At 40.7% G+C, this 23,662-nt stretch carries 14 protein-coding genes and 1 other annotated feature; of the genes, 3 read left to right on the top strand and 11 right to left on the bottom strand.

From position 1 onward, the window contains the following. Positions 1-172: 172 nt before the first annotated feature. Positions 173-1,156: a tryptophan--tRNA ligase gene (trpS, locus tag MK805_RS14750; RefSeq protein WP_240876666.1), complete on the bottom strand. Its 984-nt coding sequence runs from the start codon at positions 1,154-1,156 to the stop codon at positions 173-175. 46 nt (positions 1,157-1,202) lie between these two features. Further along, positions 1,203-1,392, bottom strand: a binding site (T-box leader). Positions 1,393-1,568: 176 nt separating this feature from the next. Between trpS and MK805_RS14745 the strand changes: the two genes are divergently transcribed. After that, positions 1,569-2,267, top strand: coding sequence for a 4'-phosphopantetheinyl transferase family protein (locus MK805_RS14745; protein WP_240876665.1), 699 nt, complete (start codon positions 1,569-1,571; stop codon positions 2,265-2,267). A 32-nt stretch (positions 2,268-2,299) separates the two neighbouring features. On the opposite strand, the gene deoC is transcribed toward MK805_RS14745, so the two are convergent. The 5 genes from deoC to MK805_RS14720 all read right to left on the bottom strand — a co-directional run bounded on the left by deoC (position 2,300) and on the right by MK805_RS14720 (position 8,893). Continuing rightward, positions 2,300-2,971 carry a deoxyribose-phosphate aldolase gene (deoC, locus tag MK805_RS14740; RefSeq protein ID WP_240876664.1) on the bottom strand — a complete coding sequence of 224 codons (672 nt, stop codon included), beginning with the start codon at positions 2,969-2,971 and terminating at the stop codon, positions 2,300-2,302. Between the two features lie 21 nt (positions 2,972-2,992). Further along, positions 2,993-5,005, bottom strand: a complete 2,013-nt coding sequence (gene tkt, locus MK805_RS14735; RefSeq protein WP_240876663.1) for a transketolase — start codon at positions 5,003-5,005, stop codon at positions 2,993-2,995. 89 nt (positions 5,006-5,094) lie between these two features. Next, positions 5,095-6,444, bottom strand: a complete 1,350-nt coding sequence (locus tag MK805_RS14730) for a PTS ascorbate transporter subunit IIC (protein ID WP_240876662.1) — start codon at positions 6,442-6,444, stop codon at positions 5,095-5,097. A gap of 34 nt (positions 6,445-6,478) precedes the next feature. Continuing rightward, a complete protein-coding gene (locus tag MK805_RS14725; protein ID WP_240876661.1) occupies positions 6,479-6,751 on the bottom strand; it encodes a PTS sugar transporter subunit IIB in 273 nt (90 codons plus the stop codon). Positions 6,752-6,763: 12 nt separating this feature from the next. Then, positions 6,764-8,893, bottom strand: coding sequence for a BglG family transcription antiterminator (locus MK805_RS14720; protein WP_240876660.1), 2,130 nt, complete (start codon positions 8,891-8,893; stop codon positions 6,764-6,766). Between the two features lie 253 nt (positions 8,894-9,146). Between MK805_RS14720 and MK805_RS14715 the strand changes: the two genes are divergently transcribed. Then, positions 9,147-9,668 (top strand): hypothetical protein, encoded by a 522-nt coding sequence (locus MK805_RS14715; protein WP_240876659.1) that lies wholly within the window; start codon positions 9,147-9,149, stop codon positions 9,666-9,668. A 173-nt stretch (positions 9,669-9,841) separates the two neighbouring features. On the opposite strand, the gene MK805_RS18175 is transcribed toward MK805_RS14715, so the two are convergent. Next, positions 9,842-10,279: an NUDIX hydrolase gene (locus MK805_RS18175; protein ID WP_420833092.1), complete on the bottom strand. Its 438-nt coding sequence runs from the start codon at positions 10,277-10,279 to the stop codon at positions 9,842-9,844. Here MK805_RS18175 and MK805_RS17890 point away from each other — a divergent pair. Then, complete coding sequence (locus MK805_RS17890; protein WP_255724682.1) at positions 10,247-10,375, top strand: hypothetical protein; 129 nt, start codon at positions 10,247-10,249, stop codon at positions 10,373-10,375. The two genes, MK805_RS18175 and MK805_RS17890, sit on opposite strands and share 33 nt — an antisense overlap. Positions 10,376-10,661: 286 nt before the next feature. On the opposite strand, the gene MK805_RS14710 is transcribed toward MK805_RS17890, so the two are convergent. The 4 genes from MK805_RS14710 to MK805_RS14695 all read right to left on the bottom strand — a co-directional run. Next, complete coding sequence (locus MK805_RS14710) at positions 10,662-11,240, bottom strand: NUDIX hydrolase (protein ID WP_240876658.1); 579 nt, start codon at positions 11,238-11,240, stop codon at positions 10,662-10,664. 72 nt (positions 11,241-11,312) lie between these two features. Continuing rightward, a complete protein-coding gene (locus MK805_RS14705; RefSeq protein WP_240876657.1) occupies positions 11,313-12,062 on the bottom strand; it encodes a thioesterase II family protein in 750 nt (249 codons plus the stop codon). A 2-nt stretch (positions 12,063-12,064) separates the two neighbouring features. Next, positions 12,065-21,844 carry a non-ribosomal peptide synthetase gene (locus MK805_RS14700; protein WP_240876656.1) on the bottom strand — a complete coding sequence of 3,260 codons (9,780 nt, stop codon included), beginning with the start codon at positions 21,842-21,844 and terminating at the stop codon, positions 12,065-12,067. Positions 21,845-21,846: 2 nt separating this feature from the next. Beyond that, positions 21,847-23,662: condensation domain-containing protein (locus tag MK805_RS14695; RefSeq protein ID WP_240876655.1), on the bottom strand; the 1,816-nt coding region annotated here is incomplete at its 5' end.

Genomic DNA, 23,662 nt, shown 5'->3' with positions numbered 1-23,662 from the left:
TATTATATGAAATATTATTATATTATTAAAAATAAAGATACTCCTATAGGACCAAAATCAAAAAAACTTCCTCTAATATAGTTCTCCATCCGATGAGAAACGAAAGACTAGCAAAGTTTCTCTCTGCTAGTCACTAGTTAATCTACAAATATTTACTTATCGCTAAAAACTTTTAACGCTTTAACCCCATTGCTTGCTCTACTTCTCTCATCGTTACCGCAGCTACTTCCCTAGCCTTAACTGCGCCTTCATCTAAAATGCGATCAAGTTCAGATGTAGAAATAAGTTCTTGATAACGAGCTTGAACAGGTCGAAGTATTTCGATCACTGCTTCTGCTGTATCTACTTTCAGATTTCCGTATCCTTTGCCATCGTATTCTTGCTCGAGCTCTTCTATACTTTTTCCGGAACAATGAGAATAAATCGCAAGGAGATTAGAAACACCAGGTTTATTTTCCTTATCAAAACGAATCGTATTATCTGAATCCGTTTGAGCACGTTTTAGTTTTTTCAATATGTCCTTTTCACTATCCAATAGTCGAATGGTTGCATTTTGGTTCGGATCTGATTTGCTCATTTTTTTAGTCGGCTCTTGCAAAGACATGATCCTTGCTCCCACTTTTGGTGCTCGCATTTTTGGAAGAGGAAACAATTCTCCATAACGGTGGTTGAATCGCTGAGCCAAATCTCGGGTAAATTCGATATGTTGTCTTTGATCCTCTCCTACTGGTACATCCGTAGCTTTGTAGAGTAACATATCTGCTGCCATCAATGGAGGATAGGTAAGCAATCCAGCTGGGATTGATTCCCCTTTGTTTGCCGCTTTTTCTTTATATTGAGTCATTCTTTCCAATTCCCCTACATAGGCAATTGTCTGCATCACCCATGCAAGCTGAGCATGTTCCGCTACTTCTGATTGTACAAATAAAGTCGTTTTTTGAGGATCCAGTCCAACTGCTAAATAAAGAGCAGCCAAACTTCTCGTATTATCCCGTAACTCCTTTGGATCCTGCGGGACAGTAATCGCATGCTGATTAACAATACAAAAAAAACTTTGTTCCTCTTCTTGATAATCGACAAAATGTTTAATTGCACCTAAATAATTTCCTAAAGTTAGCGTTCCGCTTGGTTGAACTCCAGAAAAAACTACTGCCATCGGTACTTATCCTCCTTTAAAATAAAAAAGCCTACATCATCCCGCGATTAGGGACGAAATAGACCGCGTTGCCACCCTAGTTATTTTCTATGTTAGAAAATCACTTTGAACTCGTAACGTGAGTATACGAAAAAGCTCCCAAGCCCATTCCACTAAATTCCTTTACTTGTTTCCACCATCCACAAGCTCTCTGTAAAAGGAGAATAAAGTGTACTTTTCTTGTTCAGCGCTTTTTATCCTATTTCGCAAAAGAATAGCATCAATTGTCATTTGAGTCAAATTGTTTTTTCCCTTATTGCACTTGACGAGCTGTCTTATAATAGGGAAAATAAGGGAAGATTGAAAAATGGGAAAATTTAAAATGAATTTGATTTCATAATAAAGAAACATCCCTTATAAAGAAAGGATTTTTATGCGAAACTTACCTTGTCCTACACAAGTAGACCTCTATTTATTTTCCATTGATCCCAATGATTATGATGAAAAAGAATTCCTTTCTATATTATCAGCAGAAGAACAAGAAAAAGCGAACAAATTTCACTTTCCATCCCTCCAGAAAAAATATGTAATCAGTCACGGTATGATGCGTCAGCTTATTGCTTCTTATATAGCCTGTAATCCTAGAGATATTCGTTACCATTTTAATGCATTTGGAAAACCTGAACTGGTCATCCCTTCTTGTCCTTTACACTTTAATCTCAGTCATTCAGAACAATTTGCAGCATTAGCGATTGCATCTCATCCTGTTGGAGCCGATATTGAACAGATAAAACCGCTTGAGGACTATGTTTCTTTGACGAGACATTTCTTATCTATCAAGGAACGTAAGTCTTTTTGTCAGTTGGCTGCCGATGATCAACAGCTTGCTTTTTATCGAGCTTGGACAAGAAAAGAAGCTTATATTAAAGCTATTGGAATGGGTTTATCCTACCCTGTAGAGCAGGTAACAATCAGTTTTGATGAACAACCTCAACTTTTAGAAGATAGAGCGAATCCGATGAATGTAGAAAAACTGTCCATCGTATCATTCGAACATAAGGATTACCTTGGAGCTGTAGCAATTCCAAAAGACTATACGGTTGAAATAAAAAAGATTTCTCTCCAATCCTAGTAAAGTGGAGAGAAATCTGGTCGTTATCCGTATTAGTAGTCAGTTGTAGATTTTCCACCTGTGACAATTTCTACACCTGCACTAGCTCCGATCCTGCTTGCTCCTGCATCAATCATCGCTTTAACATCAGCAGCACTTCGAATTCCTCCAGATGCTTTCACACCTAACTGATCTCCAACTGTCTTTCTCATGAGTGATACTGCTTCTACTGTTGCTCCTCCTGTAGAAAAACCAGTAGAAGTTTTGACAAAGTCTGCACCAGCTTGAACCGCTAGTTTACAAACGCGGACAATTTGTTCCTCTGTGAGCAAACATGTCTCCAAGATCACTTTTACTAGTGCTTGCCCTCTTGCTTCTTCTACTACAGCTTGTATATCATTTCGTACATATGTATCATCTCCTTGTTTGAGTCTGCCGAGATGAATAACCATATCTACTTCTGTTGCACCTTGCTGAATGGCAAGCTTGGTTTCAAAAACTTTACTTTCTGTTGTAGTAGCTCCAAGTGGAAATCCGATAACCGTACAGACTTTCACACTTGGTGTATCCTTCAACACTTCAAATGCAGTAGGAACTTGACTAGGATTCACACAAACCGAAGCAAAATGATATTTTTTAGCTTCTTCCGCTAACTTTTGAATATCTGCTGTAGTCGCATCAGCTTTTAACAAAGTGTGATCTATTAATTTGGCATATTCCTGCATACATAAATCCTCCAGTTACGATTAAGATTCATTTACTTTTAGTTTCTTAGCTTCCGCTACGATATGAGCAACAGTGAAGCCATACTTCTCCATTACTACTTCACCAGGTGCAGATGCACCATAGCTAGTGACACCTACTATTTTCCCTTGGCTACCAGTATAACGCTCCCATCCTAACGGATAAGCCATTTCGATTGCTAACCGGTGAGGTATGGAAGGAGGTAATACGGATTTTTGATATTCTACTGGTTGTTTTTCAAATAACTCCCAGCTAGGCATACTTACAACCCGTGTTGAAATTCCTTCTTTTGCTAATGTTTTGTGAGCCTCTATAGCTAGACTTACTTCTGAACCGGTAGCGATGAGAATGATTTCAGCTTGTTTCCCATCTGTTGGATCAGCGAGTACATAGGCTCCTCGAGTTACTCCATCGTTTGCTTTATCAAAGGTGAGATGAGGCAGTTTTTGGCGTGATAAAATAAAAGCGACAGGACCATCTGATTGGCTCAGTGCATACCGGTAAGCAGCAAATGTCTCACTAGCATCAGCTGGACGAATCACCGTTAAGTCCGGAATTGCACGCAAAGAAGCTAAATGTTCAACAGGTTCGTGAGTTGGTCCATCTTCTCCCACAGCGATACTATCATGGGTAAAAATATACATAACAGGTTGACCCATCATTGCTGAGAGTCGAAAGACAGGCCGTAAATAATCGGAAAAAACAAAGAATGTTGCACCATATGGACGGATTCCTCCATGGAGGGACAAACCATTTAATGCTGCTCCCATCGCATGTTCGCGAATTCCAAACCAAATATTTCTGCCCTCATAAGAAGTTTTACTAAATATCGGATAGTCTTTGAGGTGTGTTTTATTGGATGATGCTAAATCTGCTGATCCTCCCATCAAAGACGGCACACGATTTGCGAGTGCATTTAGTGCCATCTCTGATGCTTCACGTGTAGCTAAGGCTTTCGAGGAGGAATCGAACTCAGGTAGGAGTTCATCCCATCCATCTGGCAATTCTCCTGCTATAACTCCTTTGAATTGTGCTGCTAGCTTAGGATATGATTGTTCATATCTTTCTACTAATTGATTCCACTGTTCTTCTTCCTGTATACCTTTTTCTACAAAAGTCTGTCCAAACGTTTTCACTTCATCTGGCACAGTGAAAGGAGGATACTCCCAGCCAAGTGTTTCTTTTGTCAATTCGGCTTCCTTGGAACCGAGCGGTGCTCCATGCGCTGCTGATTTTCCTGCTTTATTTGGGCTTCCAAAACCGATCACTGTTTTGATCTCGATTAAGGTAGGACGATCTTGATCTGCTTTTGCTTCTTTGATTTTTTCTCCAATCGCTGATGGGTTATTTCCATCTTCTACACGCAAATACTGCCACCCATACGCGCCAAACCGCTCCGAGACTTTCTCTGTAAAAGCTTGGTCGAGGTCACCATCCAAACAAATATCATTGGAATCATAGAGAACAATTAATTTCCCTAAACCGAGGTGTCCTGCTAAAGAAGCAGCTTCTGCGGCTACACCTTCCATCAAATCCCCATCGCCACAGATCACATAGGTATAGTGATCGACTACTTCATATTGATCCCGGTTATATACCTTGGCTAAATGAGCCTCCGCCATCGCCATGCCAACAGCCATGCCAATTCCTTGTCCAAGTGGACCTGTTGTTGCTTCAATTCCTGCTGGATACCAATACTCAGGATGTCCATGGGTGATACTTCCCCACTGACGATAACTTTTTAAATCTTCAATGGATAAATCATATCCAAGTAAATGCATGATGCTGTATAAGAGAGGAGAACCATGTCCAGCTGACAAAATAAAACGGTCTCGATTGAACCAACTGGGATTGGATGGATTATGTTTCAAAAATTTTGTCCACAACTCATAAGCCATTGGTGCTGCCCCGAGTGGCATACCTGGATGACCAGAATTAGCTTGTTCCACCATGTCGATAGACAAAGTTCGTATGGTATCGATGGTCAATTGCTCCAAATCTCTGTGTTGTGTCATATTTATTCCTCACCTTTATTTAAAGTAGAAGACCCCATCAACCCTATATAATGTATCAGGTAATCAATGAGGTCTTAAACAATCATGCGTTAAGCTGCCGTTTTTTCTTTGTTATTTTTGATAATGCCAAGTACAACAAGCAGGATAACCACAATGATTGGAATCACATAAACAAGCACTGGCGTTAATTTGATCAAGTTTCCAAATATGATACCAACAGCTCCAAAGTCAGCATCTCCAAAGGTTGTTCCTTGGAATCCTAAGGAACCGAGAACAGGCAGCAGCAGGGCAGGTAAGAAACTGATGATTAGACCATTTGCAAATGATCCAAGTACTGCTCCTCTTCTTCCTCCTGTGGCATTACCAAATACTCCTGCGGTTGCACCTGTAAAGAAATGTGGTACAAGTCCTGGGACAATTACTTTTAATCCAAATAGAGGAAGCAAGAACATGCTGAGTACCCCAGCAACAAAACTGGCTAAGAAGCCGATGATTACTGCGTTAGGAGCAAATGGGAATACTGCTGGACAGTCTAGTGCAGGTGTAGCATTTGGAACAATTTTATCGGCAATCCCTTTAAATGCTGGTACGATTTCGGCAATAACTAGTCGAACTCCAGCTAAAACAATGTATACCCCAGCAGCAAATGTAATCGCTTGCGTGATGGCAAATACAATAAAGTTTTGTCCACCACTTAATTGGGATTCAATAAAAGATTTTCCAGCTGCGAATGCGACAACAAAAAACATGATAGCCATAGTCAAAGAAATCGCAACAGAGGTATCCCTTAAAAATCCTAGTCCCTTTGGAACTTTTACATCTTCCGATGACTTTTTCGGATTTCCTAAATATTTACCTACTAATCCAGAAACAAAGTATCCGACAGATCCAAAGTGCCCAACTGCAATGTCATCCGACCCAGTAATTTTTCTTACTGTAGGTTGAAGCAAGGCAGGCATAAGGACCATGAGCAATCCAAGAATGATAGAACCGATAACGACAAGTGGAACACCTTTTATCCCACCAGTAGACAAAATAACTCCGATCATACATGCCATATATAACGTATGGTGTCCAGTCAAAAAGATATAACGAAAACGGGTAAAGCGAGCTAAAATGATATTTACAATCATCCCGAAAAGCATAATCATAGCTGTTTCCGTTGCAAATGTTTTTTGAGCAAGTGCTACAATTGCTTCGTTGTTAGGAATTACTCCTTGAATATGAAAGCCTTTCTCAAACATCTTTCCAAAGAAGTCCAGTGTCCCAGTAATGACACCAGCCCCTGCTGACAGGATAAAAAATCCCATCACCGTCTTAAGCGTGCCTGAAACGGTATCTGCTGCACTTTTTCGTTGTAACAACAATCCAATGAGTGCAAATAAGCCTACTAATATTGCAGGTGTACCTAAGATGTCTTTCATTAATAAGTCCAGCATGTAAAGGCCCCCTTATAGGAAATAGTTTGGAAGATCAGGCATCTAATATATTTGCTTGCAATGCTTGTTTTAGCTCGTCCATACTAAACATATTTTTTAATGAAATCGTTTTTCTCGATCCACCACTAAGCTGATCCATAATATCCCCAGAACCAATATAATAATCTGCTTGCTCCGACTTAGCTGTTGTTAAATCCGTATGAGACACTTCTGCATCTATCCCAAGTTCTTTCGCTGCTTTTTTTACATTGAGTTCCAACATAAAGCTGCTGCCTAATCCCGATCCACATACCACTAAAATTTTCATCTTCTGGTCCTCCTAGACTTGAGAATATTTTGCGATCAAATCCAAAACAGTCTTGTTATCTGTTGCTTCTATAATTCGTTTGACATCTTCTTCGTTTGATAAAAGCGTTGATAATTGTGCTAGTGCTTTGAGATGCGACTCTTTGTCTACTGCTGCGAGTACAATCATCAATTGTACTGGGTTGTCGCTTTTCTCAAATAATACCCCTTCTTTCAGAGTGAGTAAGCTCATCCCCATTTGTTTGACGCCTTGTTCAGGTCTAGCATGAGGAATGGCTATTTTTGGTGCTATCACTACATAAGGACCTAGTTCCAGCACATTTTGAATCATCGCTTCTACATACTCATCTTGAACAGCGCCCTTTTTTAGCAGAGGTTGGCTGGCTATTCGAATAGCCGATTTCCAATCGTCTGTCTCTTGGTTCAATTGGATCATGTCTGGTGTTAATAAATCTTCTAACACAGGTTTCACCCCTTTCCAAAGCGTTCGTTTCTCCACCGATAAAAATTGAGTTAAATCTTCCACCAATTTCGCCTCATCTTTGATGTCAGCATATTTTTGGATAATATCCATCAAAGCAGGAATCGAATAATGGGGTGACTTTGATTTTCGTTGAATAAACAAATTAAATTGGTTCAATAAGGTTTCTTTTTCTAAGTCTGTCAAAATTGGATTGACATGAAAAACAGGAATACGATGCTTAATCGGTATCGTAGAGACAATAAAATCAACATCATAAGGGGTGTGTTCATTGAATTCACGTAAAGATAAGATAGAGACTACATCTACTGTCGTCAGTAGATTTTCAATTTGAGATTGAAGCAATTGAGAGGTGGATACGCCATTTCCACAGACGATCATGGCTTTTTTCCGTGTTTGGGGAGTTGTCCCTTCCCGTTTAAGCCAACCTCCAAAGTACATTGCTAAAAAACCAATCTCATCTTCATTTAGCGGTTTTTCCATGTAAGCTTCTAAATGGTGCACCACTTTTTTCGTTAATTCCAAAACTTCACCATACGATTCTTGGATGGAGCCGATTAATGGATTATCAATCGCCAAATCGTACTTGAGTCGATAATAGGTTTGTTTTAAGTGTTTGAGTAAGTTCTCTTTTAATTGGGATGAATCCTGAAAAAACACACAAGCATATCGCTGAAAATCAAACACCATCTTTTCGATAATCCATTTTAAGTTTTCTGTTACTTCATTATGATCCAAATCATATGGATCTATGCGAATCGATATCCCCAAAAGATGCATGGTCAAATAAGCAATCTCATCCTCTGGAAATGGTACTTGAAACTTTTGCTCCAGATGTTTGGCTATATAAGTAGCTACTTCATACTCGGCAGTCGTACGAAGTACCTCTTTCTCTTCCTCTTGAATCTGAACGGAGTTACCTTCAAGTAAGCGCTTACTAAACACCAGAAGTCGCAGCGATAATTGCTGATACATCTCATCCGTAATCTGAAGTCCATACTTGGTAACACTATCCGTTACCAGTTGTTCGATAAAAGGAAAATATTCATGAATGAACGACAATGTATGTTTCTCAAGATATAGTGCTTCTGTATCCAGATCTCCGTTTAATAACACTTGAATTTCATTTAATAGCTGATTCCAACCATTATTAGTGAGAATGTGCGATAAATAATACAGTAAAGCTTTACGTTTTTGCCGTTCCTCCCCTTCAACTACATATCCATCTACTCGATGAAATTCCAATTTTAATTGAAAAGAAGTAAATTCGCCTTTTAAACGGTTCATCTCTTGAATCGTAGTTCCTCGACTCACCTTGATTTTGTCCATCAAATCTTTCAAAAACAGAGGGACAGTAGTTGTAATCAAAGAAACAGCCAATAAATTTTTGCGTTCTTTTTCAGAAAAGTAGTATTGCTGTGTATTGATGTCTTTCATTAGTGCTGGAATTTTCTGCTTGGAGTTTTCCGGTAGAGACAGTCCTAATGAACGAACATTGGTAATGTGTTCTAACCCTTGATCTTTGAGCCATTGATTTGCTTTTTTCAAGTCATAGTAAAGCGTGCGTCTAGAGATCTGTAGCTTATCGGTTATTTCTTCGATAGGTAAGTAACCTTTGTGATGAATGAGTTGCGATAAGAGAAGGACACTTCGTTCATCCAATCCGATCCCTCCTTTCTACCTAGACTGTGCAGAAATTGTACTGATCATGTATCTAATTTATATGTTACACCTTTTCTACAAATTTAAAAGGGTTTTCGTGGTTCAAATGCTGTCTGGTCCTTTGTGCAAAGATTATACTTTGAATTACATTATTTATTCCTACAACTACATTCCTATTAATTGGAAAATCCAAATACAGTGAAATGATTTATACTATATAACCGTAGACTCATTTATAGAAAAGAGGGATTCGATGCGTTTGGCATTTATCATAGCAATTCCGCTTCTGCTTATTCCATTTGGGCAACCAACCGGGGAAGCTGCACCTAATGTGCATATAGGAAAGTCACCAATTGATACGATGACCGTTAACATCACAGCTGGACATTCTCCTATACAAGTAGAAAAAGTACAGAATACCATCCATCATTCAAAAGCTTTAAGAAAAATCGTTCAGGTGGGAAAATCGGAGATTCGTACGAAGCATGCTGCAAAAGAAAGCGAGAAAAGTACAACACCAGATTTGAGTTCGAAAAAAACAAATACATACCAAGTTGCAGCAAAGCAAAGTTCTAATAACCCGAAGCCAAATCCTGCTTCAGAAAATCAAAACACTGCGCCTGAAAAACAAGACACTGTTCCTAATAACACGTATCCAACCCCAGCTTCAAAAGAAGATTCCTCTAATGAAGAAACGGATGTGCTATATGGGATAACACATATCGTAAAAGCGGAACAAATCAAGCAAGGCTTAGATTCATTAATTACGAGATAATAAATACAAAATACATCACTGATTGAAATACTTTTTCATCATCATATTTTTCCAGATAATGTAATTATTGGCGTAAATAGAGAGAACTCCCTTACATGAAGGGAGTTCTTTTATCTTGTCAATTATTGTTAACGGATGGACGGCGGGTGGAACCCGTCGCCCAGTGAGTCCGATCAGTGCAGCAATCCCCGCTTCACCAGCTTCCGTCGTGCCCTGATGGTGCACTTCTGGTAGTCAATCGGAAGTCCTTCTTGCTTCGCAAGCATCTCGGGAGAGGCCTGAACCCAAACGCGACCCTTGTGCTCAAGCAGCTCCAATGGAATGTTTTCATGTGTTTCGTCCAGATAAAGGACATACCGAGCAACTCCGCCACGAAGAGACCTGCACCCCGGAATCCAGCCTGTTTCCAAGTAGATCAACTCAGAAGGGTTTACCTTGATACTAGTTTCTTCTCGAAGTTCCCGGGCAGCAGCCTTCCTAGGTGTTTCTCTCTTATCGATATGACCGCAGGAGGGTTCCTTATCTTGATCCGGACCGTATGCTGAAGGATCGTCTTCCTTCCGCTGGAGAAAGAGAGCATGATCATTCTCGCTGATGACATAGACACACACTACACGGATGTAGATCCTGGAGATCAACATCCAGACGAACTCAATCCATCTGGTCCACACAGTCGTTCCTTTCTCTTTAGGGGACCTTCGTTTTAAAAGTAGCACACCAATGAACAACTTGTCACTATATTATTTTAAAATTGCTTTTCCCATTATTGCTACTATTTCTTATTCCCCTTAACATTCAATAGATGATCACCATCTACCACTTTGAACAATCGCTCTCTTTCTACTCTCTCCATCCTTATTGACATTCTCAATCTGCTACCAATTTTTTTATAAAATGTGAAAACTCCCTTACAATAAGGGAGTCCTTTATCTTTTCAAACATTATTTACGGCTGGACGGCGGGGAACCCCGTCGCCCAGTGAGTCCGTAAGGATTACCTCAGCTTGGAGCCAAAGATAACCTCACGGGCTTCAAGTGCATTCATCTGCCGTTCCAGTGGCAGGTGGCTGAATCGGAGCGGGCCGCCCTCGTACGGGATCTCCACCATGTCCGTATTCGGGACAACCACCTCGTACCTCTCATGGTCAGGTGAAAGGCTGAACTCAACCTCACTGAACGGGCGACGGCTCAAACAAGGAAACTTCCAGATGCGAAGGGCGGCATGACCGTCTTCGATCTGCTTCACTTCCTCCTCGCCGATGAATGTCCGGAAGACCTTGATATCTTCCGGCCAAAGCCCTGCTGCGAGCTCCTTGTGGTTGAGCTCTTCATGAATCTCCCGGGGAATTGCATCAAACATCAGCTCGAACTGGTCAACTGCTCCCCCAGCATGCTCAACTCGGGCTCCAGTACCCGGGTCTCCTGCGGCTCGCAGGAGAAGGGGCATGCGGCCCAGTTTGTCGAAGAAGAGACCTACTCCGACGAGCTGTGTCCGGTGGGCATCGGGCTCCAGTTCGAATGAAGCACTGCCTGCCGGCTGGAACGTTCCAAGATGACCATAGACGTTATCCACATTATTCCTCTCTGTGTGTGGATCCCTGTAAACTCAAAATAACATATTTTCAAACAGATTGTCACTATATTTTTAAAAATACAATGTCTTACATTGATTTTCAATTATTTTCACTATTTCGGTTTCCTTTTGATGAATATAAAAATGATCACCATCTAGCATATGCAAAGAAAAATCACTTGCCGTTTGTTCTTTCCAAGCTTTTAGGTGCTCCTCTCCTGCTTCTGGGTCTTCTTTTCCACCTAAAGCGACAATCGCACTTTTTAATTTTTGATCAGGCAAGTATTCATATGTTTCACACATGGTGAAATCCGCACGTAACGCTGGAAGAAATACGGATAAATAGTCTCGATTTTCCACCAATTCTTCAGGCAGTCCGTTCATCTCAATTATGCCATTTAAAAATTCTTCATCCGGCAGGTCATGTATTTTCCTTCCCGGATCTGGCAAATGTGGTGCATGGTAGCCAGAAACAAATAAAGTCTCCGGCAGTGGTAAATCCTTTCTTTGGAGCGATCTTGCTACTTCAAAACTTACCAACGCTCCCATGCTATGCCCAAAAAAGGAAAACCGATTACTTGATAAGTGGGGTATAAGGGCTTCTGTTATATCTTGTATCAATAAACGAAAATCGGTATAGGAAGGCTCTGTAAAACGCATCCCACGACCAGGTAATTGAACAGGACACACTTGAAAATGGTCGGATAAAAAGACTTCCCAATTGTTATAAAAAGCGGGGTTTCCCCCGCCATATGGAAAACAAAACAAAACATGCGCATCAGCTTTGATCGCTTTGGTAAAAGGTAACCAAAGGCTTAACATTTCTAATCCTCCTTGCCAGCAAACCATTTCTTTGTTGCTTGGATTGCTTGCCCCATATCATCAGCCAATTTTTTTACATTGGCTTTTTCCAACAGGCTTACATGATTTCCATCCACAATATTGGCATAAACTGTTGATGCCGTCCAAGGTGCCCAATTGGAGGAACCAATGGTCTGGGATCGATTTTCAGCCACAAAAAGATGAATAGGTGTACGTACCATGTTTTCGAGTTGGTAACGAGCAAAAGCAATTCCATTTGCAAGCCACAATTTATTCTTTTCTGAATCTATTGTCGGCAAAAACGCTCCTGATTTCAACTGTTGGTAAAGAAGTTCACTCTCTTCTTGGTCTAGCCAAGTAGAATCAATCATCGCCAAGAACTCTACTGTGTCTCCCATTTGCTCTAATTTCGCTGTAACACCATGTGCCAGCACCCCACCCAGCGACCAACCTCCCAGTCGATATGGGCCAGCAGGTTGTACTTGTTTGATCAAGGAAACATAGTAATCGATCATTTCTTCCAACGCTGTAAAAATATCCGCTTCTCCCTCATATCCTCTAGCTTGGATGCCATAAATCGTCAGCTCATCATTCAACTGTGCTACCAAATGATGATAACTCAGCACTCCTCCACCTTGTCCATGAATCAAAAACAGAGGAGTATGTCGTCCATTTCCTTGTTGCAGGGTGATTACGGAATGGATAGAATGCTGATGTTCCAAATAATAACACAATTCCCCAATCGTAGGACACTGGAAAAGCGCAGACAAGGCAAAAGGAAAACCCAAATCCTGTTCTACTCTTGATGCAATAGCCATGGCATCAAAAGAATGACCACCGAGATCAAAAAAGTTTTGGTCAAGTCCAATTGGTGTTTGAGACAAAACTTCTTCCCAAATTTTTGTCATCCCTGCAAGCAAATTTTTATTCTTTGAGGTGGGACGAAACTTTTGTAAAGATGGGCTATCCAACTTTTCTATGTGACTTGTTTGACATAGATGTTTTACAGGTGTTGTTGGTACAGTAATCATTTTTTCTAGTAGGAGAACCAATTCATCCAAAAATTCCTCTATTTCTATTTCGGTGAAACATGGAGATAAATATTGGAATTTCAATAATAGTTGTTCTCCGGGTCCAGAAACCAGCACCAAGGGAACATTACTTTGATCTTGAACTTCCAAATCAGTAATACGAATTTCATGTGAAAGCTCTTCTTCTGATCCAGCGGTCGGATAATTTTCAAATACAAATAATGTTCCAAACAGTGGTGTACCTCTAGGAATATCACTCCAACTTTGGATATCGACAAGGGATACATATTCGTATTTTCGCTGTTCCAGCTGCTGAAGCTGTAAGGTTTGCAGCCATTCTGCGACACTTTGGTCTGTATCCAAGTCCACTCTTGTGGGAAGAGATTGGATAAACAGACCTATCATCTTGTTACTATCTGTTAATTCTGCTGGTCTGCCTGAACTTGTCGTCCCATACAGCAGATCTGTTTGCTGAGTCATTTGCTGAAGAAGTAATGCCCATGCACCTTGAACTACGGTATTCATCGTCAATCGTTGTTCTCTGGCAAATTGCTGAATTGCTTCTGTCAATTGTTTGTTTACGAATCGTTTTACACTCTGAGCAGATTGAGTTCCATATGTTTTTCTCACCAACGTCGCCGCTGTTATTCCTTTCAACTGTGTTTTCCAATATTGCTCTGCTTCTTCGGTTGACTGCTGCCTCAACCACTCGATATATCTGCGGTAAGGAGGAGCGGATTTAGGCAATATTTTCTGCTGATAGAGTTGCATAAGTTCTTGCAGAACCAACGGCAAACTCCATCCATCCAACAAAATATGATGATGTGTCCACACCATAATAACTTTTTCTGGTGTTAGGCGAATAAAGGCTATTCTCATCAGTGGAGCAGATGACAGATCAAAGGCTTCTTCTTGATCTCTTTTGAGCCAATCCACCAAAGATGTTTCCTGCTCCTCTGGTGCGATTTGCTGCCAATCCATGTGTTTTGCTTCTATTGGAAGCCTCTCATGTACGATCTGATGTGCTTCTTTCAATCCCTTACTCCAAAAGCTGGTTCGCAAAATTTCATGTCGAGCAATCAATTGCTTCCAAGCATTTGTCCATTTATCTGGATACCACTGTCCTTCTAACGTCATCGCGATTTGCGTGATATACTCTCCTTTTGCCTTCGCATATTGAGAATGAAACAGCATTCCTTTTTGTAGCGGTGACAAAGGATATATACTTTCCACTCCTCTAGACGGAAGCATGTTAAACTCATGTGCGGAAAGAGAAGCTAATGGAAAATCAGCTGGAGTATAAATTTGTTCGGAAGTTTCTACTAACTTGGAAACTAAAATGCGAATCTCTTGGCATAATTGATAGAGTAACTCTTCGATCGTCTCTTTTCGGTGAATGTTTTTACTGTAGCGTAGGGTTAAGGTGAGTTGATCTTTTGAAATAACTCCAAATCCTTCTAATATATAGGACCGAATCATTTTTGGATGAACTGTCTCTCCTACTGTCTCTGCAGTTCCGATTAGGACACCAGTATCTTCATTCAGCTGACGAAACTGCCCAAAATAATTAAAATTAACGGGACTTATGCTCTTTGTTTGTCCAAACTTGGTTTGATGAAATGCTGCATTTCGTTGATCTTTCACCAATCTTAGTGCTTCTAAAGCAGTAACATTTTCTTTTACTTGGAAAGAGGCTGAATATAATTTTGTAAACCATCCCACCGTTCTTGAAACATCGATGTCATCGCCTAAAACATCACGCCCATGTCCTTCTAAATCTACTAATACATTACTATTTGAAGTCCACTTCACTATTGTACGTACAAAAGCGGTGAGTAAAATATCTTCTGCTTTCGCCGATGATTTTACTAATTTTTCCGTCTCTTCCTTGCTAAAAGAAAAGGTTGCTAGCTCACTAGACTCTTCTGTATTTTCTCCAGTTTGATCAACTGGAATCTCAAAATCAATCTGCTTGTAAACTGGATTAAGCTGTTTCTCTTCTTGGACCAACTGTGCCCAACGCTGGTAAGAGGTCGTTTTTGCTGGCAATATCATTGCTTGTCTTCCAGCCAGTTGCTGGATCAGTGTCGCTAAATCTTCTAAAATGATCCGCCATGATACACCATCTACTACCAAATGATGAGCAATAATCAATAGGCGTGGTTTGCGCTCTGCTCCGAGATGAAAATAGATCAATCTCGTAATAGGACCATGAGCAAGGTCGAGACTCCGCTGATAGTAATTGGCAAAACGTTTCATCTCTACCATTTGTTCTTGTTCCTCGAAGTTGGAGATGTCATGTACTTTCATGGAAACGATATTTGATTCTTCTCCATAACTAGCCTGCCAGCTATCATCCTTCCTTCGAAATTGCAGACGAAGGGAATCATGATGCTCATGCAATTTGCGCCAAGTTTCTTCAATTTGGAGCGGAGAAAGGGAAACGTTTAATTGCACCATTACTGCTTGATTAAAATGATGGACATTGGCCGGTTTTTGGGCAAAAAACCAAGATTGAATCGGTGTTAGGTCTACCTTACCTTTGATTACTCCTTGTTCAACTTCTAAGACATCTTTTTGAATCGCTACTTTAGCCAGTTCTTCGATCGTCTGAAATTGAAACATTTGCTTTGGTGTGATCCCAATACCTTGCTGTGTCGCTTTGGCAACTACCTGCAAACTGAGAATGGAATCTCCACCGAGACGGAAGAAATTATCGTTGCGATTGACCATCGAAATGCCTAATACATCTTGCCAAATGATGGCAATTTTTTGTTCTATCTCACCTTGGGGCAATTCTTTCAAGATATGAATCCCGGCAGGAGATGGCAAGGCATTTCGATTCACCTTTCCATTCTCGGTCAATGGTAGTTCATCAAGTAAAACAAAAGAGGCAGGTACCATGTAATCAGGTAGAGCACGTACTAATTGATCTCTTAATTCATTCGTATTAATCGGGGACAAAGAAGTAAGATAAGCAATCAGCTTTCCTTCCTTTTGAATCACAATTGCATCTTTCACTTTCGGAAGCTGAGCCAAAGTCGTTTCGATTTCCCCTAATTCTACACGAAAGCCGCGAATTTTAACTTGATGATCTTTTCTTCCTAAAAACATCATTGTCCCATCATACAAATAGCGGACAAGGTCTCCTGTACGGTACAGCCGCCCAAACTTTTCATGCTCGATAAACCTCTCTTGCGTCAGTAGTGGTTGGTTTGCATAACCTTTTGCCAAACCATCCCCGCCAACATATAACTCCCCGACTATGCCGACCGGCAGTTGTTGCAGCATATCATCTAGAACATATGCAGTTGTTCCTGCTATCGGTTTCCCAATTGGCAAAACATCTCCAGACCAATCTTGCGGCACTTGATAACAGCAGCTAAAAGTAGTATTTTCCGTAGGGCCATATCCATTGATCACCTGCACACCGCCCATATGGAGCACTTTTTGAACATGAACTGGTGACACCACATCTCCACCTGTCAGTAATTGTTTTAATCCTTTTAGAGCATGCAATTGGTGATCCACCATCAAACGAAACAATCCTGCTGTCAGCCATAACGTAGTAACTTCATAGGATTGAATAGCTTTTCCCAATTCGGAAAGAGAGGGTAATGCAGATGGCATGATTGCCAGCTTCGCTCCATTTAAGAGTGCTCCCCAAATTTCAAAAGTGGCTGCATCAAAAGCTACAGGTGCTAATTGTAAAAACACATCATTTGCAGAAAAAGTAGCGTAGTCTGTATTTTTCACCAATCGAATAATGCCTTTTTGTGGAATCTCTACCCCTTTTGGCTTGCCTGTCGAACCGGAAGTGTACATAACATAAGCAAGAAAATCTATTTTTGCTTGGGTTACTAGATTAGACGTTGATTCTTGTCTGATCATCCTCTCTTCTTCATCCAGCATGCAACAATCCATTTGCTTATTTTGAAATCGATCTGTCCATTTTTGCGTTGTCACCACAAAAGACACTTCTGAGTCCGTTACGAGGTACTGAAACCGCTCTATGGGATAAGAAACGTCAAATGGTACATACGCTGCGCCTGTTTTTACGATTGCCAACATTGCTATAATAAGCTCGATAGACCGGTCAAGGCATATCCCTACTTTTATGTCAGATTGTACTCCTTTTTTCTGTAAAAAGTGAGCCAATTGATTTGCTTGTTGATTGACTTCTTCATAAGTTAAAGAGGCGGTTGCTGACTGCAACGCTATTTTTGAAGGATAAAGAGATACTTGCTCTTCAAACAATGCAGCAATGGATTTTGCTGGATAGTTCGATATCAATTGATTTTGTTCCGCAAAAAATCGTTCATCTTCTCTGGTAAGCAAAGAGATTTCTCGGATGGGTACCGTCGGATCTGCCACTACAGTTTCTAATACTTGAACATATTGTTTGATCATACGATCTATTGTTACTTCACTAAATAAGTCAGCATTATACTCCCAAGCTCCTTGCAAGCCTTCTGGGGTATCCATCATTGTTAAGGTTAAATCATACTTTGCTGTTTCGTGTTCTAATGGGAAAGGGGACAATTTTACATCTATCGAACCTTCTGTTTGAACAGGCATGTTTTGTAAGACAAACATCACTTGAAACAAAGGCGACTGTTGTAAATTTCGATCTGGAGCCAATTCATCTACCATTTTTTCAAATGGAACATGTTGATTTGCATAAGCTTCCATCGAGGTTTGACGTACTCGACTAAGTAATTCTTGAAAACTAGGGTTACCACTTAAATCTGTTCGAAGTACAAGTGTATTGACAAAAAAACCAATAAGATTTTCTAACTCTGATCTCGTTCTCCCAGCAACTGGACTTCCTACTGCAATGTCTTCTTGCCCACTGTAGCGAGATAACCAAATCTGCCAAGATGCGAGCAAACTCATGTATAAAGTAACACCTTCTTCTTTGCTCAGCTGCTTTAAACCTTCTGTCAATGAGAGCGGAACCTCAAAAGATTTCGTTCTTCCGCGAAATGTTTGTTCTGCTGGTCTTGTTTTATCAGTTGGCAAATGAAGTACAGGGACACCCGAGAGCTTGTCTTTCCAATAGTGAAGATGAGTTTTTAAATCATCACTATGGATGTAATCTTGTTGCCAAGCGCTATAGTCTCGGTATTGCAATGGTAAAGCATCGATTTCAATCGATTTTCCTCTACAATTGGCTTCATATAACCGAAATAATTCATTTCCAAAAATTCCAAGCGACCAACCATCCATGATAATATGATGAAACGTAAACAGTAATACCCACTTATCTTCTGTTTCTTGATAGAGATGAGCTCTCCATAAAGGACCTGAAGTAAGAGAAAAGGACTGGTGATAAGCACGGCTGATCAATTGTTCCAGTGATTCTTCTTCCTGCCGGATATCTGTATATGAAAAATCGATAGGTGGAACTTGATGGATGACTTGAATTGGTATCCCTTCGCGTTCTGTAAATGTAGTACGTAAGCTTTCATGGCGAATCGCTATCGCTTGCAAGGACCTCCGAAATGCTAGTATGTCAAAAGTCCCTTCTATCCTTATCGCATAAGGAAGATGATAGGTAGAACGGTCATCGATAATCTGATCAAGAAACCACAATCTGCGCTGACCATAAGAAGCTGGCGCAAATTGATTCGAACGGTCATATACCGGTATAGCAGTAAGTTCTGACTGTTCCCTTTGTGTTCCCTCTATCTTGGCTGCAAGCTCTTTGACAGTAGGAAACTCAAATATATAGGTCAATGGTATCTCTTTGTTCCATATTTCCGCTAGTTTTGAAATAACTTGCGTTGCTAGTAGAGAATGCCCCCCGACCTGAAAGAAGTTATCATCTGCTTGAATAGGTTTTACTCCAAGCACTTGTTCCCAAACTCCAGCTACTATCTCTTCAGATGGAGATAAATCTTGCTTTCGTATAGGAGAACTGCTCTGACCAGGTGCTGGCAATTTATTTCGATCTACTTTGCCATTAGGAGTTAACGGAAAAACATCCAAGAAAACAAATTGACTAGGGATCATGTAAGATGGAATATACTGTGTGAGATATGCCTCATAATCCGTTGCTCGATCTGTCGTAATAACATAAGCAATGAGACGGCTATCTTTTGCCACTACAACCGACTTTTTGATATTGGGATGAGCATGTAAAGTCGCTTCAATCTCCCCTAATTCAATCCGATATCCTCTCATTTTCACTTGGTGATCCACTCGGCCAATATACTGCAGGGTACCATCTGTTTCAAACCTGACCAAGTCACCTGTTCGATAGACTCGTTTTTCTTTATCAAGAGGATGAGGCAAATACCTTTCGTCTGTTAAATCAGGACGATTAAGATATCCTCTTGTTAAACCTTCTCCGCCTAGATAAAGCTCACCGGGAATTCCTGCTGGGACCGGCTGTCTTTGTGAATCGAAGACATAAACAGTTGTATTATCAATTGGTCGACCAATTGATGGAGTCTGTCTACTCTTTCTTTCCATTAATGAAAAGGTAGAGTAAGTGGTATCCTCAGATGGACCATATAAGTTGTATACTTTCTCGATCTGAGGCAACAAGTAAAGCTCATCCACTAGACTTCTGGATAACGATTCACCTGCAAGATTTATCGTTCTTACCGTATCAGGTATAACATTCATTTGAACCAATTCATTTGCAACTGAGGGAACTGTATTGATCAGGGTGATCGGAACCAGATCAGAGGCAGTTGTAAGATACAGTGCATTCTCTACACCGACAACTGTTCCTCCACAGCTCAGAGGAAAAAACAACTCAAACACAGATAAATCAAAGCAGATGGACGTAGATGCGAGAACTCCACTATATTCGTCAGGATGAAACTGCCCATAAGCCCAACTAAATAACATAGAAACACTATGATGCTCAACCATGACTCCTTTTGGTTTTCCTGTTGATCCTGAAGTATAAATGACATAAGCGAGTTGATTTGCAGTACCGTCTAGATTAGGATTGTTAGTTGCTTTGCCTCTCAAATCCAATCTGTCGATACAGCACGTAGTCGTGTTTGTAGTTATGAGAGAAGATAGTTGCTCTGTTGTTAGCACAATCTGAGCATCGGAATCTTCTAGCATATAGGCAATACGATCTTTTGGATACTTAGGATCAAGTGGCACATATGCTCCACCTGCTTTTAAAATTGCCAGCAAACTAACAAGCAAATCAGTAGATCTGGGAAGCAGGACAGCGACGATTTTTTCTCGACTGATCCCTGCTGAGATCAAGTAATGAGCTAACTGATTGGATTTTTGATTTAATTGCTCGTATGTAAGAGAATCATGTCCCCAAGTAACGGCAATCTGATGAGGAGTTCGTTTCACTTGTTCTTCAAACCATTGGTGAATGAACTTGGACCTTGTTGCAACAGCTGTTTGATTCCAATCTTCTAGCATTAATTTTGTTTCTGGTTTGGTAAGAATGGAGATTTGGTCAACCTTTTGCTCCGGATGGTAAACCATCTGTTCCAAAATAATAACCAAACGTAATAAAATATCTTCGATAGTAGATCGAGCAAATCGATCAGCTTGGTACATAATTTTTACTTGCATTTTTTCGCCAGGCGTACAGACTAAAGTTATTGGATAGTGAGTTTCTTCTCTCCCATCAACCTCTGTTATACGCCATTTTGCGTATTCATTGGTTGCATGTTGGCCAATTGGATAGTTTTCGACGACGACAATACTTTCAAATAAATGAGAACCTCGTGGAATCTCACTCCAACTCTGTATATCAACTAATGATGAGAATGAATATTCTCTGGCCTCTACTTGTCTGGCTTGAAGATTTAGAAGCCATGTCAATATAGTTTCGGATGTTAAGGTAACACGAACGGGCGCTGTATTAATAAACAATCCCACCATATTTTCTGAGCCTGCTAAGTCCGTAGGACGACCAGATGAGGTTGCTCCAAACAACACATCCTCTGTATAATGTGTCCTTCCTAACAGTAATCCCCATGCAGCTTGAAGTATCGTACTAATAGTTAACCCATGTCTTTTTCCCATTTCTTGGATATGACTTGTCATTTCTTGAGATAACATCTTCGTGATATATTGGTAACCTTGTTCTTTTGTCTCGTTGCGATCAAACCGTAAAGACAGGGGAGTATCATATCCTTTAAGCATTTCTTGCCAAAATGCTTTTGCTTCCTTTTGATCTTGCCTTTTTAACCATGCAATATAATCTCGATAGGCTTTAGGAGTTGGAAGATGTAAAGACTCACCGCCAGAAATAGCTTCGTAATATTGAAATACCTCTCCAAGTATAATTGGCAAACTCCAACCATCCATTAAAACATGATGATAACTCCAAATACATGTAACAGCATCATGATCCGTTTGTAAAAAAGTAAAACGCATCAATGGAGGTTCGTCTAATAAAAACTTTTGTTTTCGATCACGTTTTTTTGTCTCTTCTATTTCAACTGCCTGTTCCTCTCTTGACAAATGACGCAAATCCACTTTGATGAATGGCATGGAAACTCCTGAAAATACAAGCTGTTGAGGCTCTACATTTTCTCCCCACAAAAAAGCCGTGCGCAAAATAGCATGACGATCAATTACCTCTTGCCATGCTTGAAGAAAAGAAGGGAACTGAAACTCCCCTTGAATCGAAAAAGATAGTTGAGCGATGTACATGCCATCGCTCGTCGCCATATCTGAATGCAGTAACATTCCGTGTTGTAGTGGTGTGAGAGTATACATATCTTCAAGATTTAAAGATACATCATTTTCTTCCAACCTTATCTCCCCTTCGATTTTTTTTGTAGAAGTTGAAGAACTTTCTGCATATCTTTTTTGGAAAGATTCGACTCTGGAAAATCAGATGCTGTTATTCCAACATTTTTTTCTTTTCCAGAAATCAGATTTTGTAATTTGGAATGGAAATGTTGCTTCAACAATTCCATGGTCGTTTTATTGTGGATATTTTGACTATACAACCATGTAATTCGTATTTTCCCTTCATTTACTACTGCTACAATATCAATGAAATGAGGGCGCACAGCCCCAGGAGCACTCGTTCTACCTGTAGTTTCTGTAGCTGTCCCTTCTAGAAGTTGTGAGACTTCACTTTTGCCACCCACAGGAGTAAATTGTCCCAAGTAGTTAAAGCTGACTGCTGCCTCTACCCGCTTAAGTGGAGACGGATGCAAGTGGGTAAGTAATCCATAGCTTAATGCTTCTTTGCTACGATCACGCAGAGTTTCTTTGACAACTTGTATTGCTTCTCCCATACTGGTTGATTGTAAACGGAACATCACAGGATAAAGAGAAGTAAACCAACCAACAGTACGGGATAAATCTAATTCTTCTTGTTCCTCTCTTCCGTGTCCTTCTAAATGGATGGTATGAGTGTTTTCTCCAGTCCACTTTTGTAGAGATTGGACAAGTGCCGTCAGCAATATTTCTTCTACCGTTGCATGAGTTCTAGCCGTTGTTTTGGATAACAATTGCTCTGTTTCAGAAGTCGTTAACAGCAATTGTACATGTTCCACAGAGTCTTCTGTATTTCTCCCAAACTGATCCTGTGGGATCACTGTATCCTTTACTTGTTGCCACTGTTCCCTTTTGTTTTCGATTTCTTTCGAAGTTGCAAATTTTCGAAGATACTCCGCCCACTGGCGATAGGAACTAGTCTTTTGCGGCACCTGCACAGGCTTATTGGCTGCAAGTTGTTGGTAGATCGTCTCGATGTCTTCTAATATGATCCGCCAAGACACCCCATCCATCACCAAGTGATGAGCGAGAAGAAACAGTCTTCCTTCCCCCTCCGATAAGCGGAACCAAATCGCTCGGAATACCGGTCCTTCGGAGAGATGTAAGCTCGCTTGGGCTTCTTCTGTTCGCTTTTCCAACAAGGCCAAGGGATGGTCTTTTCCTCGCAGATCGACTACTTCGAGTTCTTCTTCCGATTCTGCTCGGTAGTATTGCTTCCAACCGGTTTCTGTTGGGACAAATCGCATCCGCAAAGCATCGTGGTACTTTACTACTTCGCGAATGGCCTGTCGAAGCCATGCTTCCTTTGCCTCTCCTACTTTCAGCAGCATGCTCTGGTTAAAGTGATGAGGATGCTCGGTCTGCTCCAAAAACCATTTTTGTATCGGCACAAAAGGTACTTCCCCGCTTAAGATTCCCTGCTCTCCTACCACTGGAGCTTCTGTTTGGGCAACTTGAGCCAAGGTTGCAATGGTTTGGTGAGCAAAGAGTTGTTTGGGTTTCAACAAAATTCCTTTTTCTCTTGCCCGGGAAACCACTTGAATACTGAGGATGGAATCCCCTCCCAGTTGGAAGAAGTTATCGTGAATGCCAATGGGGGATCTTCCCAGCAGTGATTCCCAAATCTCGATCAACGTTGCCTCGGTATCCGTTTCCGCTGCTGCGTAGGCTTGCTTTCTCGTTTCCACTGGTTCAGGAAGTGCTTTGCGATCGATTTTGCCATTTGCCGTGAGGGGAAAAGCCTCCATCACTTGAAACACGGCAGGTACCATGTAATCGGGTAATTTCGCTGCTATGTCTCTTTGCCACACAGCAGGTTCTCCCTTTCCTTGCACATAAGCG

It is taken from the genome of Shimazuella soli (assembly GCF_022511585.1).
Classification (GTDB): domain Bacteria; phylum Bacillota; class Bacilli; order Thermoactinomycetales; family Thermoactinomycetaceae; genus Shimazuella; species Shimazuella soli.
Note: the sequence above shows the minus strand (reverse complement) of the source record. Positions and strands in the feature narration are given on the sequence as shown.